Here is a 16,043-nt window from a genome sequence, read left to right as displayed (position 1 = left end):
TCTTTACATTGCTTTTCTCTTATTCTTAACAAATTCTTTAACAGCCTCGCCCGTATTCACACGTTGTCCGTTTTTAAACGCAACGACAAAGGCTTCTGGGAATTCTTGCTTTAGTTCTTCCTTCAAACGCAAGATTTCATAGTAGTCTTCATTGGCACCTATCATATATTTATGGAGGTTTCCATCTACTTCAAACGATATATTCTTATAGCCTTTGAACAGCTCGCTATCAAAAGATAGTTCCCTGTTGATGGCAAATATCTGTATTTTAAACAAAGGAATGCTGGCAGAAGCTTCATCAAGAGATGTATGTCTTTCTTCTCTGTTTCGTTGATGCTTTACCGTAGGAGTCTGTGTGGTACGTGGTTGTGTTACAACTTTTATTCTTTTAGGCATCTCTACTTGTTCGGCAGGGGTCTTTGCGTTATTCGACAAACGCCCCAAAACGTTTTCTATCGGCAATTGGTTCTTTGTAGAAGGACGATAAGGAATCGTAACTTTACCATCATATATATTCTTGTATTCTACAAATGCCTCGTAAATGCCACGTGCCATAAGGTCTATTCCTCGCGAAGAATTAAGGAATTGTTCTTCTTCATTAGAGGTTATAAAGCCCAATTCGATAAGACAACTGGGCATAGAAGTTTCTCTAAGTACCAAGAAACCAGCCTGATGAACACCCTTATCGTTTCGACTGGCCTTTGAACAAACCGACCTTTGGATAAGCCTTGCTAATTCTACGCTCTTCTCCATATTGGCTGATTGAAGAATCTCGAACATTATATAGCTTTCCGATGAGTTAGGGTCGAAACCTTGATAAGTCTTTTCATACCCTTTTTCCAATGAGATAACGCTGTTCTCTCGCATAGCCACATCAAGATTATCCTTCGCACGGTGCATACCTAAAGTATAAACCTGAAAACCCTGCGGAGGGGTCTTCGTGGGCGGAACAGAGTTTGTATGTACCGAAATAAACAAGTCGGCTTTTGCTCTGTTGGCTATTTCTGCTCTCCCTTTCAAAGAGATAAAGACATCGGTTTTACGAGTATAAATAACCCTTACATCAGATAAGTTTTGCTCAATCAAGTTTCCAAGAGCCAAAGCAATATTCAAATTGATGCTTTTCTCGTTTGAGATTGCACCCACTGCGCCCACATCTTTCCCACCGTGGCCAGGGTCAATGACAACTGTAAACTTATCTTTTGCACTCACGGAAGCAAGCGCAAACAAGCAAAACATTATAAGAAATAAAGAAATTCTTTTACCCATATTCGTATAATTGCACGCAAAGTTAAGCATTTTCATTTGAATAGCTTAGCCTAACACTTGGTTTTATCATTTATTAAATGTAATTCCACGCCTGCTCCGTTGCAATCTGCGCCCATTGGTGGGTTTAGTTTAGTAAGACAAAGGTCTATCGCCTCTATGTTGGGGAATGCCTGCTCCAACTTTTCTGCAATACGATGTGCCACGTATTCCAAGAGTTTAGCAGGCTGCTGCATTATTTCTTTCACTGTATCGTAAACATCGGCATAGCTTATCGTGTCGTTTACATCGTCTGTCAGCATAGCTTTGCCAATATGATAACGCAAACGAAGGTCGGCAACATAATCGTTGCCAACCTCTCGTTCCAATTCGCTTACACCGATGCAGGCACGAAACCTTGCACCTTTTATATATATATAGCTTGATTTTAATTCCATTATTCTACTGAAATCTCATTTATCCGCAACGAGAAGCTCCGCAGTTTGTGCAGATAAGACAACCTTCTTGATAAACCAAAGTTTCTTGTCCACACATCGGACAGGTTTGTCCCGATGCATTTGTACCGTCGGTTACATACTTCTTCAGGGCACGTTCCACACCGTTTTTCCATGTGTTTATGCTCTCATCATTGAGTTGTAGAGAACCTACAAGGTGAATAACGTGGTCGATAGGCATACGATAACGCAACACACCAGAGATAAGTTTTGCATAATTCCAATACTCTGGATTGAACTTCTCAGACAAACCTTCGACTGTTGTTTTATATCCGCGCTTGTTTTCAAACTGGAAGTCGTATCGATGCGTACCGTCAGGATTTGTTTGCTTTATTATCTTTCCCTTGGTTACACTCTTTGGCAATACAATTCCTTCATCATCGTCCTGCAAACCTGTAAATATTTCGTAAGGATAACCATCAAGGAGTCCAACGAATGCCACCCATTTCTCTTTGTTATTCTGGAATCGAACTACATCGCAGTCCAATACCTGCGGACGAACTTCCACAACTTCAGGAGGAGTACAGATGTGTCCGTGCTTTTCTTCCGCAGTACTTAGGTCGTTGTCCTTGTTTGTTTCGTTCTCGTTCTTTTTCTTCTTATCTTTCTTAGACACAGAAATCATTACGCCCGAGCGAGAACCGTCGCGATAGATTGTACAACCCTTGCAACCAGAACGCCAAGCCTCAACGTAGAGTTTGTTTACTAATGCTTCATCAACATTGTTCGGCAGGTTCACCGTTACCGAAATAGAGTGGTCTACCCACTTCTGAATTGCTCCTTGCATACGTACCTTCATCAACCAATCCACATCGTTTGCGGTTGCTTTATAATAAGGTGAGCGTTTCACAAGCTCGTTTATCTCTGCCTGACTGTATTTCTTTGTAGCATCAAGACCATTTATCTGCATCCACTCCAAGAATTTCTTGTGGTAAACAATATATTCTTCGAACGAATCGCCCACCTCGTCTACATAATCTACGTGTACATCGGTATCGTTTGGATTCACTTTGCGACGACGTGTATAAACTGGCATAAACACAGGCTCGATGCCCGAAGTAGTTTGTGTCATCAGCGAAGTGGTACCCGTAGGAGCTATGGTTAAGCAAGCAATGTTGCGACGACCATACTTCATCATATCGGTATAAAGTTGCTCGTCTGCTTCTTTCATACGCAAAAGGAATGGATTTTCAGCTTCACGCTGTGCATCGAAGATAGCAAAAGCACCTCGTTCCTGTGCCATTGTTACCGAAGAACGGTAAGCTGCCAATGCCAATGTCTTGTGTACTTCTACCGAGAATTTAGTTGCTTCTTCCGTTCCATAGCGCAATCCCATGGCTGCAATCATATCTCCTTCGGCTGTTATGCCCACTCCAGTTCGGCGACCTTTACCGCTCTTGTCTTGAATCTTCTCCCAAAGATGGTATTCGGCGAGCTTCACTTCATCGTTTTGTGGGTCGTTCTTGACCTTTTCCATAATAAGCTCTATCTTTTCCATCTCAAGGTCTACGATGTCGTCCATGATACGCTGTGCAAGAACAGCATGCTTTCTGAACAAATCGAAGTCGAAGGTGGCGTCTTTCGTGAATGGATTCTTCACGTAAGCGTATAGATTGATAGACAACAAGCGACAGCTGTCATACGGACACAATGGAATTTCGCCACAAGGATTGGTCGATACCGTGCGGAAACCTAAGTCGGCATAGCAATCGGGCAGACTTTCTCTTATAATGGTATCCCAGAACAACACACCCGGTTCGGCACTTTTCCAAGCGTTGTGCACTATTTTCTCCCACAACTTCTTTGCCGATATTTCCTTGCTGTAAGTAGGTTGCTCTGCGCTGATAGGGAATTGCTGCACAAATGGCTTGTCGTTTACGGCTGCTTCCATAAAGCTATCGGTTATCTTTACCGATACATTGGCACCCGTAACCTTGCCTTCTTCCATCTTTGCATCGACGAATGCTTCTGCATCGGGGTGCTTTATGCTCACCGAAAGCATCAATGCGCCACGGCGACCGTCTTGTGCCACCTCGCGCGTACTGTTAGAATAACGCTCCATAAAGGGCACCAAGCCCGTAGAAGTAAGTGCGGAATTGTTCACTGGCGAACCTTTTGGGCGCACGTGGCTAAGGTCGTGTCCTACTCCACCGCGACGTTTCATCAGCTGCACCTGCTCTTCGTCGATGCGCAAGATAGCACCGTACGAGTCAGCATCGCCATCTAATCCTATCACAAAACAGTTCGACAACGAGGCAATTTGGTAGTTGTTGCCTATACCCGTCATCGGACTGCCAGCAGGAATAATATAACGGAAGTGGTCGAGCAGTTCGAAAACGTCCTGCACACTTATGGGGTTCTTATACTTTTTCTCTATTCGGGCAACTTCGTTGGCAATACGCCAGTGCATATCTTCAGGCGATTTCTCATAAATATTGCCAAAGCTATCCTTCATTGCATACTTGTTTACCCAAACTCTTGCGGCTAATTCATCGCCGTCAAAATACCTCAGCGAGGCCTCAAATGCTTCATCAAATGAGTATGTCTTGCTTTCTTTCATTAAATTTCTTCGTAAAAAATGTGTCTGCGAAGTTACTAAATGTTTTCCAAAATAGAAAACTTTTTCATAACTTTGTAACCTAAAATTTCCAAAAATGAAAACTATATTGAATAGAACAAGCATCAGGAAATACTCAAACAGAGAAGTTTCCAATACGCTTTTAAAGGATTTATTGAGTAAAGCAGAGCGCACACCGACAATGGGAAACCTCCAGCTTTACTCGGTTGTAGCAACGCGCAGCAATGAGATGAAGCAGAAACTGGCACCTGCACACTTCAACCAACCGATGGTAGAAAATGCAGTGGTGGTGCTAACCTTCTGTGCCGATTTCCGTCGCACTACCCTTTGGGCGGAAAACAGAAAAGGAACACCGGGTTACGACAACTTCCTCTCTTTTCTGAATGCTGCCACCGATGCCCTACTCTATTGCCAAACATTTACCAATTTGGCTGAAGCAGAAGGGCTTGGCACGTGCTTTCTTGGCACCACCATCTACAATCCGAAGCCCATTATAGAACTTCTGAAACTGCCAAAACTTGTTATGCCCGTAGCAACACTCACCATAGGCTGGCCCGACGAAGCACCAACACCAACCGACCGCCTGCCTCTTGAGAGCATTTTGCACGAAGAAACCTATACCGACTATACCGCAGAAAGCATCGACCAATATTATAAGGTGAAGGAATCGCTCGAAGAAAACAAGCATTTCGTAGAGATAAACAAAACCGAAACATTGGCACAAATCTTCACCGACATTCGATACAAGAAGAGCGACAACGAAGCTATGTCTGTCGGACTATTGGAAACACTCAAACAACAAGGCTTCCTTTAATCCTCATTCACAGCTTATTAGCAAATTTCCGCCGAACACAAACAAATTACTTACGTGTAGAAAAATATTTATTTACACGTAAGTAATAATTTCTCTACACGTAAATAAATATTTCTTTACGTGTAAATAATTTGGCAGGCAAGTCGTTTCCTCGCTTGTTTGGCAAAACGAAATGGCGCAAACCTCTTGTATATGCAATGGGAAAATCAAGAGAAACAACTCCGAAACCTATATGTGTGTTGCGGTGTGGAGCGTGGAAGAAAGGCATATTCAGCCTATATTTTGATACGAAAAGAGGGTATATCAAAAGTCAGATTTGATATACCCTCTTGTTTAAAGAAGTTCTTTGTTATTTCTTAGGGCAACCTGTCCAAGGCTTTAACTGCTTGAAGAAGTCGTTGCCTTTGTCGTCTACAAGAATAAATGCGGGGAAGTCTTCAACCGTAATTTTATAAACGGCTTCCATTCCGAGTTCAGGATACTCCACACATTCTATGCTCTTGATGCTGCTTTGCGAAAGTACGGCAGCCACACCACCGATGGTTCCGAGATAGAAACCGCCGTGCTTCTTGCAAGCATCGGTAACTTCCTGTGTACGGTTGCCTTTTGCAATCATTACGAGCGAGCCACCATTGGCTTGGAATTCATCGACGTATGGGTCCATACGGTTGGCGGTTGTTGGTCCCATAGAGCCACAAGGCAGTCCATTTGGTGTTTTTGCAGGACCAGCGTAAAGCACAGGGTAGTCCTTAAAGTATTGTGGCAATGGTTCGCCAGCATCGAGGCGAGCCTTGAGTTTTGCGTGTGCAATGTCGCGAGCCACGATAATGGTACCCTTCAAGTTTACACGAGTAGAAACCGGGTTCTTGGTAAGTTCGGCACGAACAGCGTCGATGCCCTTGTCCAAGTCGATTTCTATGCCCTTGGCACTTTCGCCTGGCTTGCGGTATTCGTCAGGAATGAGTTCGCCTGGGTTGGTGTCCATTTTCTCCAACCAAATACCGTCTTTGTTGATTTTGCCCTTTATGTTGCGGTCGGCAGAGCAAGATACGCCCATACCGATAGGCACGCTGGCACCATGACGTGGCAGACGAATGATACGAATGTCGTGTGCAAGATACTTGCCACCGAACTGCGCACCGAGTCCAATCTTATGTGCTTCTTCGAGAATCTTCTTTTCCAGCTCGATGTCGCGGAACGCACGACCTGTTTCGTCGCCTGTTGTAGGGAGTGCATCGTAGTATTTGATGCTGCCGAGCTTGACCGTGAGCAAATTCTTCTCGGCTGATGTGCCACCGATAACAAAGCAAATGTGGTACGGAGGGCAGGCTGCTGTGCCAAGACTCTTCATTTTTTCTACCAAGAAAGGAATGAGCGTGCCTTCGTTCTGAATGGTAGCTTTGGTCATTGGGTAGAAGTAGGTCTTGTTGGCAGAGCCACCACCCTTTGCCACCATTACGAATTTGTATTCTGCACCTTCGGTTGCCTCGATGTCAATTTGTGCAGGAAGGTTGCATTTGGTGTTCACTTCGTCGAACATATTCAACGGAGCGTTTTGCGAATAGCGCAGGTTTTCTTGTGTGAACGTGTTGAAAACACCAAGCGAAAGTGCTTCCTCGTCCTCGAAACCAGTCCATATCTGCTGGCCTTTTTCGCCGTGGATAATCGCTGTACCTGTGTCCTGACAGAAAGGCAAGACACCCTTTGCAGCCGTTTCGGCATTGCGGAGGAACTGAAGCGCAACATACTTATCGTTTTCAGAAGCCTCGTCGTCTTTAAGAATGGCAGCTACTTGCTCGTTATGTTCGCGACGGAGAAGGAACTCGCAATCGTGAAAAGCCTCTTGTGCCAATAGGGTCAGTGCCTCTGGGGCTACTTTCACAATCTCTTTACCTTCAAAGTTAGCAACTGTGATTCCCTCTTTAGAGAGCAGTCTGTACTCTGTTTCATCTTTCCCCAATTGGAACATTGGGGCATACTTGAATTCAGCCATAGTCTTTAAAAATAACCTGACACCATTATATATAAGACTCTCTTGTCTTACTATTCATGGTGTCAGGTTTCTATTAATGTTTTAATAATGTTTTTGTTTTGGTCTTGCAATGTGGGATTTACCCAGCTTGCAAGACGTTTATCTTGATTTAATAACCAAAGATTTCTTCTGTTGTAACACGCTTGATAGGCGCAATCTTCTCCAAAGCCTTCATATCAAGTTCCTTTTCATCACCAAGAATGAGATACTTGAAGGTCTTGTTTGCCATGTTTGTCTTCTCGAAGTTGATAATGTCATCGAGCGTTACGCTTGGCAGGTCTTTGTAAATCTTCTCGCTCAAACTGTAATCCAAGCCCATCTTCTGTGCAGCCATATAAGCTGAAAGAATAGAGAACTTGGTTGTACGAGCCGATGCAAGACTCTTCAAGAGGTTCTGTTTTGCCAAATCGAAGTTGGCTTGGCGCACAGGAACATTGTTGAGAAGCTCGTTGAACTGTGCAACGCAGTCCATCATCTTATCGTTCTGTGTGATGATGTAAGTGTTGAAGTATTCCTTATCGCCCAAGCGGCTTGGTGTGCGGTAGCTTGCGCTTGCCGAGTAAGCCAATGCACGAGCCTCGCGCATTTCTTGGAATACGATGGCATTCATACCGCCTCCGAAGTACTCGTTGAAGACTGCAATCTTTGCAGCATCGTTCGGATTCCATTCTTTGTTCTCGTTGTGGAACTGAACCATATAGATGTTCTTGGCATCGTAAGGTGCGATAAGAATTTCGTTCTTAGGCGTTGCCTGCAGCTTATAACGCTTTTCTTTTGGCAGCGGAGTGAACTTCTTGGCTGTCTTGAAGGTTTTGCTCAAGAGGTTGTCAATGTCTTTGAGCGAAGAAGGACCGTAGTAAAGCACTGTTTGCTTGTAGTTTTTCAAACCTTTCAGCGAATTTAACAGTTTCTGTGGGTCCATGTTCTTGAGCTGTTCCTCGCTCAATATGTTGCGTGTAGAGTTGTAAGCACCATACATACCGTATTTGAACAAAGCTCTGAAGTTCTCGCCTTGGTCAGCTTTGGTATCCTTTCGCGATTTAATCAGCAAATCTACGGCGGCAGCATAGGCTTCCTTGTCTACCTTTGCATTATCAATCACGTCGTTGATAAGTGCCAAAGCCTTTGGAAAATTTTCGTTTAAGCCTGTCAGTTTGAAGTAAGTCTCGTCATCGGTCTGACCGATATAGTAGTCGCAGGCAAGTTTATACAGCTCTTGCTTAATTTGCGCATTGGTCATTTTGTCAGTGCCAAGATAATCGATATACATTTTAGCATAGGCTGGCAGTAAATCGCTCTCTCCTCCGAAAGGAATTTCCAAGTAGAGTGTGAAGAGGTCGTCCTGTGTGTTTTGCTTGTAAAGGATAGGCCAGCCTTTCTTTGTTGTAGACTTGGTAAGGTCTTTCTTGAAATCAACAAATACAGGCTTGATAGGTTCAACCTGATGATTGACTATCTCTTGCAAGAAAGCTGAGTGCTTGTCGTTGTTTGTTGGGATTGGTGTAATCTTTGGTTTGTCTACCTTTTGAATAGTAGTGTCGGTGCCTTGAACCTTGTAAATGGCTGCATAACCATTGTCGAAGAAACGATTTGCAAAGCTAACGATTTCTGCTTTTGTCATCTTCGAAATTCGGTTGAGTCTGTCTACTTCTTGTTTCCAATCAACATTGTTGATGAAAGCATCTACAAAAGCCTTGGCACGGAACTGATTATTGTCAAGACTTGTATAGTAGCTGCGCTTGTAATTGTTGATAACAGAAGGCAATAAGTCGTCAGAGAAATCGCCCTTCTTCAACTTTTCGATTTCAGCAAGCAACAAGTCGCGAACCTCTTGCAAGGTTTGTCCCTTCTTAGGAATACCCATTGCAATGAACATAGAGTAGTCTGTGAGTCCAGAGAAGCCTGCACCTGCTGATTGAACCTTCATTGTCCGGTTCAAATTCAAGTCGTAAAGACCTGCACTACCGTTGCTGAGCAATTCGCCGATGATATCCAGCGTATCGCATTGCAGGGAGTTTCCCCTGTCAGCTCTCCAACCCAAGTAAAGCATTTCTGCTTCCAAGCCTACTACTGTTGTATCAACAGGGGCTGTAAACTTAGGTTGAGCACCGTATTGTGGTGCACTTAGCGTTTCGCTTCTTTTCCAATTACCGAAGTATTTCTCTATTATTGCCACCGTTTGTTCAGGATTTAGGTCGCCAGACATACAGATTGCTATATTGTTTGGCACGTAATAGCGGTGGTAATAGTTCATGATGTTCGTGATAGAAGGATTTTTCAGGTGCTCGCCTCTACCGATTGTGGTCTGTGTACCGTATGGGTGAGTAGGGAAAAGCTTTGCCATCAAAGCGGTAAATAGCTTTCTGCCATCGCTTGTCAAGCCCATATTGTACTCTTCATATACAGCTTCAAGCTCTGTATGGAAGCCACGAATAACCATATTTTGGAAGCGGTCGCCTTGCACTTTCGCCCAAGATTCAATCTCGTTGCTTGGTATATTCTCCACATAACAAGTAACATCGTTAGATGTATAAGCGTTTGTTCCCTGACTTCCGATAGCTGCCATGAGCTTGTCGTACTCGTTAGGAATGTTGTATTGTGCTGCTATTTGAGAAACAGAGTCAATCTTGTGATACCAAACCTTGCGTTTTGCAGGGTCTGTCATATGGCGGTACTCTTCATAAAGTTTCTCAATTTGCTTCAGATAAGGGCGTTCTGCCTCGTAGTTGGAAGTACCAAACTTATCCGTTCCTTTAAACATAATGTGTTCAAGGTAGTGTGCCAAGCCTGTTGTTTCAGCAGGGTCGTTGCGGCTACCCGTACGCACGGCAATGTAAGTCTGAATGCGTGGTTTCTCTTTATTTACACTGATGTAGACTTTCAACCCGTTGTCGAGGGTGTAGATGCGTGTCTTCATTGGGTCGTTAGGCACGCTTTCATAGGTACGAGTCTGTGCTTTTATGCCTACAACACCGAGTAGCAGGAGCAAAGACAAACCTATTTTCCCAAAAGAAAGGTTTTTAAGCATAATGTTTTATTTATATTTTAATTAATTGATTATCGAATTATAATTCTCCTGTTCGAGCTTTTCAAGGAAGTCTTCCAATACTTCTTTGTCTACGTCGCCCATACTATATTCTTTCTCTGCATCTTTACGAATCTCGCTAATCCACATTTTCAATGCATCGTTATAATCGCTTACGATTTGTGCTTCGATAGTTTCAGAAATGTCTTTACTACCATAATAATGGTCAATAAGGAAGCGTGTCCAATCCCAAGCGTAATTGTAATAGTTGGAGTTTATTTCTTTGAAGCGGTCGTTCACGTCTTCAATGGTTTCCAAACTGCCGTTTTTAATATCTTCGAGTATACGTTGCTCTTCAAAATCAGGCAGAAGTAAACCGCCCAAATCGCTCCATAGGTTTAACGAATCCTGTTCCAACGGCTTGTCGAGTATGCCCAAATGCTTGGCTTTCTTCAGCATTTCTCCCATATAAATATGGAGAGCAACTTCGTAAAGTTGAATTCCCTTGTCCAAACTCGATGCTTTTATGGTATAACCATTATATATATAGCAGTCGGAAGTCGCACCACTTGCCTTCTTCAGTGTTTTCAGCGTATTCCTTCCACGAACTATTTCGCTTGCAGTGAAGGGCGATAGCCACTCGAAATTGATGATACTCTTCTGTGAACTCTGCGGTCGCAAGTCGCGTTTGGGCCACTTTCGTATATCACGATAGAGTCCTACGGTTGCAATATTGCGCCCCGGAACGATGCAAGGTTCTTCATTGTAAGCGATGATATACGAGAATGGCAGTGCCTCTGTATCGGGGTGATTGGTTATTTTGCCAAAACAAACAGAGAAAGAACCTATTGTTGCAGGCATAACAACGTGACTGCCACTTGCCGTCTTGCATCCTCTTTCCAACATTCCATAGTGCAACGGTCCCATCTTGTAAGCGTGGTTGGAGAAGTTTGTTGCAGAACCAGCATTGTAGAACGAATACATTCCGCCGATGAGGAGCGTACTCTTATGATGCGAAACCGAAAAAGGACCACAGAAAGCAGCGCACGCTTCGCCATTTGCCATATACGAATTGGCAAAGAAAACACTCTGTGAAGCAGTAAAACCATTGGCTATATGGCAAGTCTCGCCTATAAAGCAATCTTGTATTTTCGCACTGTTGATGATGCTCGACCCTTCGCTGATGATAGAGTTTTCGCAGATAACGCCTGTACCGATGTACACATTTGCGTGTTCGGAACTGAGAATGGTGCAATCGCAAAGCCTGCTTGCCCCCGAAATCTCGCAGTCGTTATGAATGATAGTATTTGTTATCTCCTTCGAGTTCACTATCTTTACGTTGTTTCCAATGGTGCTAACGGAAGGTGTAAGACACGCAATCTCCTCCGAAACCAATCGCCGAAGTGCATTTTTAAGGTCTTTATCCTTAAAGTATTTCACCATAAGAGCAGCAAATTGGCTGCTTAGTTCGGGGAACATAATGATGTTTCCGTCGCCTGCCTCGTTCAATACCGATATAACATTGCCTTGCCCGTAGGTTGCGCCTTCGGTTGTTTCCATTACTGAAACGTTGGCAATCAGACAATCGTCGCCTATGGTGTAATTGTGAATATAGTTCCCAATCTTCTCTATCAGACAGTTGTTGCCTACGGTTACGTTTCTTAAAGTGGCATCGTTGATACCCGAATGCTTGAAGAAACCCTTTGAAACTTCAACATTCTTCTCGAAAGCACCGAGCCGAATATCGCCATAGAAGATGACACGATGTAAGAATTTGGGTTGAAAACCGTCTTCGTCTACTTCTATTTTGCTCCAATCTTCAGCCCAACAGTTGTTGTTCTCAAGAATAAAAATCTCGTTGTCGGTTAATGCTCTGTATGCCATATCTGTGAAACAATGAATGAAACGTAAATGCTATTGCACACCTTCTTCTACATCAGTGCTGTACAAGAAGTCGTTGTAAGGATACTTTTGCACGTGAAGTTCTTTCACTTTCTTGTATAAAACATCTCTGAACTCGTCAATGTTTTCTTTCTCTTTTGCCGAAATAAACAAGCAATCGTCGTTCAATTTCGCCATCCACGTACGCTTTAGTTCTTCGAGCGACACGTTTTCCTTGCTCATTGGCGTCAGGTCATCTTCCTCTTTCTCTTCCCAAGTATAGTTGTCTATCTTGTTGAAGATTATCATTGACGGCTTTTCGGCACACTCCAAATCTTTCAAAGTTTCTGTTACGACTTGTATTTGCTCCTCAAAATCGGGGTGAGAAATATCTACAACGTGCAGCAACAGGTCGGCTTCGCGCACCTCATCAAGGGTTGATTTAAACGAATCAACCAAGTCGGTCGGCAATTTGCGTATAAATCCTACAGTATCTGCCAAGAGGAAAGGAAGGTTTTGCAGCACTACCTTACGCACGGTTGTATCTAACGTGGCAAACAACTTGTTCTCTGCAAACACCTCGCTTTTGGCTAACATGTTCATAATGGTTGATTTGCCAACGTTGGTATAGCCCACCAATGCCACACGAATGAGGCGTCCACGGTTCTTTCGCTGCGTTATTTTCTGCTTGTCTATCTCCACCAAGCGTTGCTTCAGTAGGGTCATACGTTGCAAAATAATACGGCGGTCCATTTCCAACTGAGTCTCACCCGGACCACGCAAGCCCACCGAGCCTTTGCCACCGCCCGAACCAGAACCACCACCCTGTCGTTCAAGGTGCGTCCAGAGGCGTTGCAAGCGTGGCAACATATAGCGATATTGTGCCAGTTCTACCTGTGTCTTGGCGTTGGCAGTCTGTGCACGCATTGCAAATATATCGAGAATGAGAGATGTTCTGTCGAGAATCTTTACTTGCAGTTCGTTTTCAATATTCCTCAACTGTTTAGCCGACAACTCGTCGTCGAAGATTACCATACCGATAGGTTCATCTTCGTCTTCCTTTGCCTTGATGTATGCTTTTATTTCTGCAAGTTTTCCCTTGCCCACATACGACGTCATATTAGGTCCGCCAACACGTTGTGTAAAGCGTTTCACGGTAACGGCTCCTGCAGTATCGGCAAGAAACTCCAATTCGTCTAAGTATTCTTTGGTCTTAGCTTCGTCCTGCTCTTGCGTTATCAGTCCTACAAGTATGGCAGTTTCGGCTTTAACTTCCGATATAACAAATTCTTTCATTCAAAAAATAGTACTATATATAATGTGGCTACAAAGTTAATAAAAAGTTAAGAGTTCATAAGAAGCGTTTGAACGTTTTTTATTCGCAATTGTTATTTTTTATAAATAATGTGTTGTTTATCGTGTCTTTATGTAGGAATAACGTAATTTTGCAACCTAAAAGGACATAACAGGGGCTACAATATCGTTGATACAGAAAAGTGTGCGTAGCTTTGTATTGGCTGTACAAAAGCACTTTCAACACTCTGTACTGTTCCTTACAGATACCCAAAATGAAGATAACAATATCGCTTGGTTCGAATACCGAGCAGCAACAGCATATAAAGGAAGCCATTGAAAGACTGAAAACGATGTTTTCGGATATAACCTTCACACAACCGCAGTGGACCGAACCCGTTGGCGTCGTGTCGGACAGATACTTGAATTGTTTGGCTAACTTCACCACATCGCTTTCGTTGCAACAGCTCGTGCAACAGCTGAAGGACATAGAAACAGCAATGGGCGACACGCACGAAAACCACAAGCAAGGCATTGTGCTGATAGACTTAGATGTTATAAAATATGGAGATAAGGAGGTTAAGAAGATTGCTTGGCTGCAATAATATACACGGAAACAACCTTTTAGCAGCATTTAGGCAGCATCTGTGTTGCCTTTTGGCTTTTCTGTGCTTGTCGATTCAGTCGGCATCGGCGCAGACTTCCGACCCCGACCCTGTGCAATTGGACAAGGCTGTGGCTTATTTCAATTCGGGGAAATATCACGAAGCATTGCTTATTTTCCAACAGTTGGACAAGCGATATAAGCTGAACGACCGCTTTCGTGCCTATATTGGCCTGTGCTATTACAACGAATGGGAATATAAAAATGCAACGAATTATCTTGATGAGGTAGCCCTGCGCCTTGCCGTATTTGCACCACACGAGCGGTCGGTATATTATTTTGCCAATGCCGAGAGCCACTTTCAGTTGCAGGAATACAAGCCTGCTATCTCTTTCTACGAACAGGCACTCACGGTTTGCTACGACAGCGAAAAGGGAGAAATATACTATCGGCTCGGATTGTGCTATATGTTCGGCGAGGAATGGGAGAAAGCTCGCGACGCTTATGTGCTTTCCGAAACGTTTTTCCGCAAGCATCGTACAGCAACCGATGTGGAAGCCCGATTGGCGCAGGTGGTAAATATGCGCAAAGGGTGCCAAGCTAAGATTGACGAAAAGTTGGCTGCCGACAGCATTGCTCGTGCAAAGGCGGTGGAAGACAGTCTGCGCGCCATTGCAGCAAGTATCCCTTTGGATTCTGTCATCACCGAAAAGCCGACAGATACCATATCTTCAAAACCTATCGTAACAACACCGATAGTAGACGAGAAAAAGAAAACGCCAGTGCCACCGATAGACGATAAGCCTGAAAAACAAAAGAAAAAACAGGAAGACGTTGCGCCTATCAACCTTTAAGACTTGTATAAAGACAAGGTGAAAGTGGAAGAATAGATTTTTAAGAAAACATTTAAGGCAGGTGCCAAAATAATCTTTGTAAGGTTTTCAGTATCTGCCTTAAAACAAATACAAATGCTTTTGTAGCTTTTATTTAACACATTGGTTTAATTCCTGATTCAAGAAGTCGTAAGCATACTCTGCACTTTGATAATAAAGTCCTGTTTTCTCGTCCTCTAATTTCTCATAAGTATGCGAATTGTAGACTATAGACAACGCCTTTTCCATACTATAACCATAATCTTCCATCAACATCATAACCAAATCTTTGGTCAGACATTCTATCATAAATTGCTTATCTTGCTCTTGTATGCTCATCTTGTTATCCTTTCATTATTAAATGGCATATTGCTTTTTCAGTACCAAAGAAATACTGAAAAGTGGGACGTTTATATTTCAATTCTTCCACTAACTGTTCTAAAGATATATATTGCTGACGATACCGTTGTAATTGTAGACCCACTCTATCATCGGCAATCGGACCATATACAATATCATAATTATGAATGGCGGAAGTTGAACGATTGTTGCGATTGGCAATAATGAACCTTGCCCACTCTATGTTGTATTCTGTAAATAGCTTTACTTTTACGTCTACTGGTGAGTGCAATAGGTTGTCATCAAATTCAAATTTGGTAATGCAAGACTCTCCACATTCCATTCTTGCAACAGTATTCTCAGCCATAAGTTTAGCTTGTTCAAAGCTATCACTTAGATAAAAACCTTGTCCAAAGTCCTTTCCTTTGCGTCCTTTGCTTAGGTCTATTTGTTCAATTATTTGGTTAGAGCCATGATACAGTATCACACTAATGCCCCTCCATGGCGTTGGCAAATGGTTGTTATATCTTCTACTGCATCGTCTATAGACAATGTGTGCTCTGCATCGTAATGCTTAATCAGAAAGTCTAAGCCTTTATGCTGACTCAGATATTTATATGCCTGCGAATTGCTCAACGAGAAACGCTTGGCAAATGCTCCAATGCAGCATACCAAATATTCGATTGTATCTGTTGTCTTATTACTCATCTTCAACTTCGTTTATTTTGCAAATATAAACGATTCTTCCTATATAGCCTAACTTTTTATAAGAAACTTCATTTTATAAAATATACTTTAAGGCAATAGTATATTCCCAAAAATATTCGTACATTTGAAGAATAATT

General features: G+C 43.0%; 13 protein-coding genes. 3 read left to right on the top strand and 10 right to left on the bottom strand.

Annotated elements, in window-relative coordinates:
- Positions 1-3: 3 nt before the first annotated feature.
- The 3 genes from BWX39_RS04040 to BWX39_RS04030 are packed head-to-tail and all read right to left on the bottom strand — an operon-like array spanning position 4 to position 4,320.
- Positions 4-1,269 (bottom strand): N-acetylmuramoyl-L-alanine amidase family protein, encoded by a 1,266-nt coding sequence (locus BWX39_RS04040; protein WP_028904815.1) that lies wholly within the window; start codon positions 1,267-1,269, stop codon positions 4-6.
- A 50-nt stretch (positions 1,270-1,319) separates the two neighbouring features.
- A complete protein-coding gene (gene folB / locus BWX39_RS04035) occupies positions 1,320-1,703 on the bottom strand; it encodes a dihydroneopterin aldolase (RefSeq protein ID WP_028904816.1) in 384 nt (127 codons plus the stop codon).
- Between the two features lie 19 nt (positions 1,704-1,722).
- Complete coding sequence (locus BWX39_RS04030; RefSeq protein WP_028904817.1) at positions 1,723-4,320, bottom strand: adenosylcobalamin-dependent ribonucleoside-diphosphate reductase; 2,598 nt, start codon at positions 4,318-4,320, stop codon at positions 1,723-1,725.
- Between the two features lie 94 nt (positions 4,321-4,414).
- Between BWX39_RS04030 and BWX39_RS04025 the strand changes: the two genes are divergently transcribed.
- Positions 4,415-5,152, top strand: coding sequence for a nitroreductase family protein (locus tag BWX39_RS04025; RefSeq protein WP_028904818.1), 738 nt, complete (start codon positions 4,415-4,417; stop codon positions 5,150-5,152).
- A gap of 349 nt (positions 5,153-5,501) precedes the next feature.
- Here BWX39_RS04025 and BWX39_RS04020 read toward each other — a convergent pair whose 3' ends face one another.
- The 4 genes from BWX39_RS04020 to hflX all read right to left on the bottom strand — a co-directional run bounded on the left by BWX39_RS04020 (position 5,502) and on the right by hflX (position 13,386).
- A complete protein-coding gene (locus BWX39_RS04020) occupies positions 5,502-7,145 on the bottom strand; it encodes a fumarate hydratase (protein ID WP_028904819.1) in 1,644 nt (547 codons plus the stop codon).
- 148 nt (positions 7,146-7,293) lie between these two features.
- Positions 7,294-10,212, bottom strand: a complete 2,919-nt coding sequence (locus BWX39_RS04015) for a M16 family metallopeptidase (protein WP_028904820.1) — start codon at positions 10,210-10,212, stop codon at positions 7,294-7,296.
- A gap of 21 nt (positions 10,213-10,233) precedes the next feature.
- Positions 10,234-12,093: a DUF4954 family protein gene (locus tag BWX39_RS04010; protein ID WP_028904821.1), complete on the bottom strand. Its 1,860-nt coding sequence runs from the start codon at positions 12,091-12,093 to the stop codon at positions 10,234-10,236.
- A gap of 30 nt (positions 12,094-12,123) precedes the next feature.
- The gene (gene hflX, locus BWX39_RS04005; protein WP_028904822.1) at positions 12,124-13,386 is read right to left on the bottom strand and encodes a GTPase HflX; all 1,263 of its coding nucleotides are present in this window, start codon (positions 13,384-13,386) and stop codon (positions 12,124-12,126) included.
- A gap of 272 nt (positions 13,387-13,658) precedes the next feature.
- On the opposite strand from hflX, the gene BWX39_RS04000 reads away from it, so the two are divergent.
- Together BWX39_RS04000 and BWX39_RS03995 are read left to right on the top strand one after the other, a co-directional pair.
- Complete coding sequence (locus BWX39_RS04000) at positions 13,659-13,988, top strand: 2-amino-4-hydroxy-6-hydroxymethyldihydropteridine diphosphokinase (protein WP_028904823.1); 330 nt, start codon at positions 13,659-13,661, stop codon at positions 13,986-13,988.
- Between the two features lie 52 nt (positions 13,989-14,040).
- The gene (locus BWX39_RS03995; RefSeq protein WP_244271502.1) at positions 14,041-14,841 is read left to right on the top strand and encodes a tetratricopeptide repeat protein; all 801 of its coding nucleotides are present in this window, start codon (positions 14,041-14,043) and stop codon (positions 14,839-14,841) included.
- 129 nt (positions 14,842-14,970) lie between these two features.
- Here BWX39_RS03995 and BWX39_RS03990 read toward each other — a convergent pair whose 3' ends face one another.
- Genes BWX39_RS03990 through BWX39_RS03980 form a run of 3 tightly spaced genes read right to left on the bottom strand, consistent with a single transcriptional unit; the run spans position 14,971 to position 15,906 of the window.
- Positions 14,971-15,198 (bottom strand): hypothetical protein, encoded by a 228-nt coding sequence (locus tag BWX39_RS03990; protein ID WP_028904824.1) that lies wholly within the window; start codon positions 15,196-15,198, stop codon positions 14,971-14,973.
- Positions 15,199-15,202: 4 nt separating this feature from the next.
- Complete coding sequence (locus BWX39_RS03985) at positions 15,203-15,685, bottom strand: DUF3990 domain-containing protein (RefSeq protein WP_028904825.1); 483 nt, start codon at positions 15,683-15,685, stop codon at positions 15,203-15,205.
- Positions 15,682-15,906, bottom strand: coding sequence for a DUF3791 domain-containing protein (locus tag BWX39_RS03980; protein WP_014710362.1), 225 nt, complete (start codon positions 15,904-15,906; stop codon positions 15,682-15,684). Before BWX39_RS03980 ends, BWX39_RS03985 begins: the two co-directional genes overlap by 4 nt.
- Positions 15,907-16,043: the final 137 nt, after the last annotated feature.

Source organism: Prevotella intermedia ATCC 25611 = DSM 20706 (genome assembly GCF_001953955.1).
GTDB classification, from domain to species: Bacteria; Bacteroidota; Bacteroidia; order Bacteroidales; family Bacteroidaceae; genus Prevotella; species Prevotella intermedia.
This window is presented reverse-complemented; position numbering and strand designations above follow the sequence as displayed.

Excerpts from the sequence above, each read along its gene's own strand:
- BWX39_RS04040 (WP_028904815.1), bottom strand. The coding sequence starts at position 1,269 with ATGGGTAAAAGAATTTCTTTATTTCTTATAATGTTTTGCTTGTTTGCG.
- folB (WP_028904816.1), bottom strand. The coding sequence starts at position 1,703 with ATGGAATTAAAATCAAGCTATATATATATAAAAGGTGCAAGGTTTCGT.
- BWX39_RS04030 (WP_028904817.1), bottom strand. The coding sequence starts at position 4,320 with ATGAAAGAAAGCAAGACATACTCATTTGATGAAGCATTTGAGGCCTCG.
- BWX39_RS04025 (WP_028904818.1), top strand. The coding sequence starts at position 4,415 with ATGAAAACTATATTGAATAGAACAAGCATCAGGAAATACTCAAACAGA.
- BWX39_RS04020 (WP_028904819.1), bottom strand. The coding sequence starts at position 7,145 with ATGGCTGAATTCAAGTATGCCCCAATGTTCCAATTGGGGAAAGATGAA.
- BWX39_RS04015 (WP_028904820.1), bottom strand. The coding sequence starts at position 10,212 with ATGCTTAAAAACCTTTCTTTTGGGAAAATAGGTTTGTCTTTGCTCCTG.
- BWX39_RS04010 (WP_028904821.1), bottom strand. The coding sequence starts at position 12,093 with ATGGCATACAGAGCATTAACCGACAACGAGATTTTTATTCTTGAGAAC.
- hflX (WP_028904822.1), bottom strand. The coding sequence starts at position 13,386 with ATGAAAGAATTTGTTATATCGGAAGTTAAAGCCGAAACTGCCATACTT.
- BWX39_RS04000 (WP_028904823.1), top strand. The coding sequence starts at position 13,659 with ATGAAGATAACAATATCGCTTGGTTCGAATACCGAGCAGCAACAGCAT.
- BWX39_RS03990 (WP_028904824.1), bottom strand. The coding sequence starts at position 15,198 with ATGAGCATACAAGAGCAAGATAAGCAATTTATGATAGAATGTCTGACC.
- BWX39_RS03980 (WP_014710362.1), bottom strand. The coding sequence starts at position 15,906 with ATGAGTAATAAGACAACAGATACAATCGAATATTTGGTATGCTGCATT.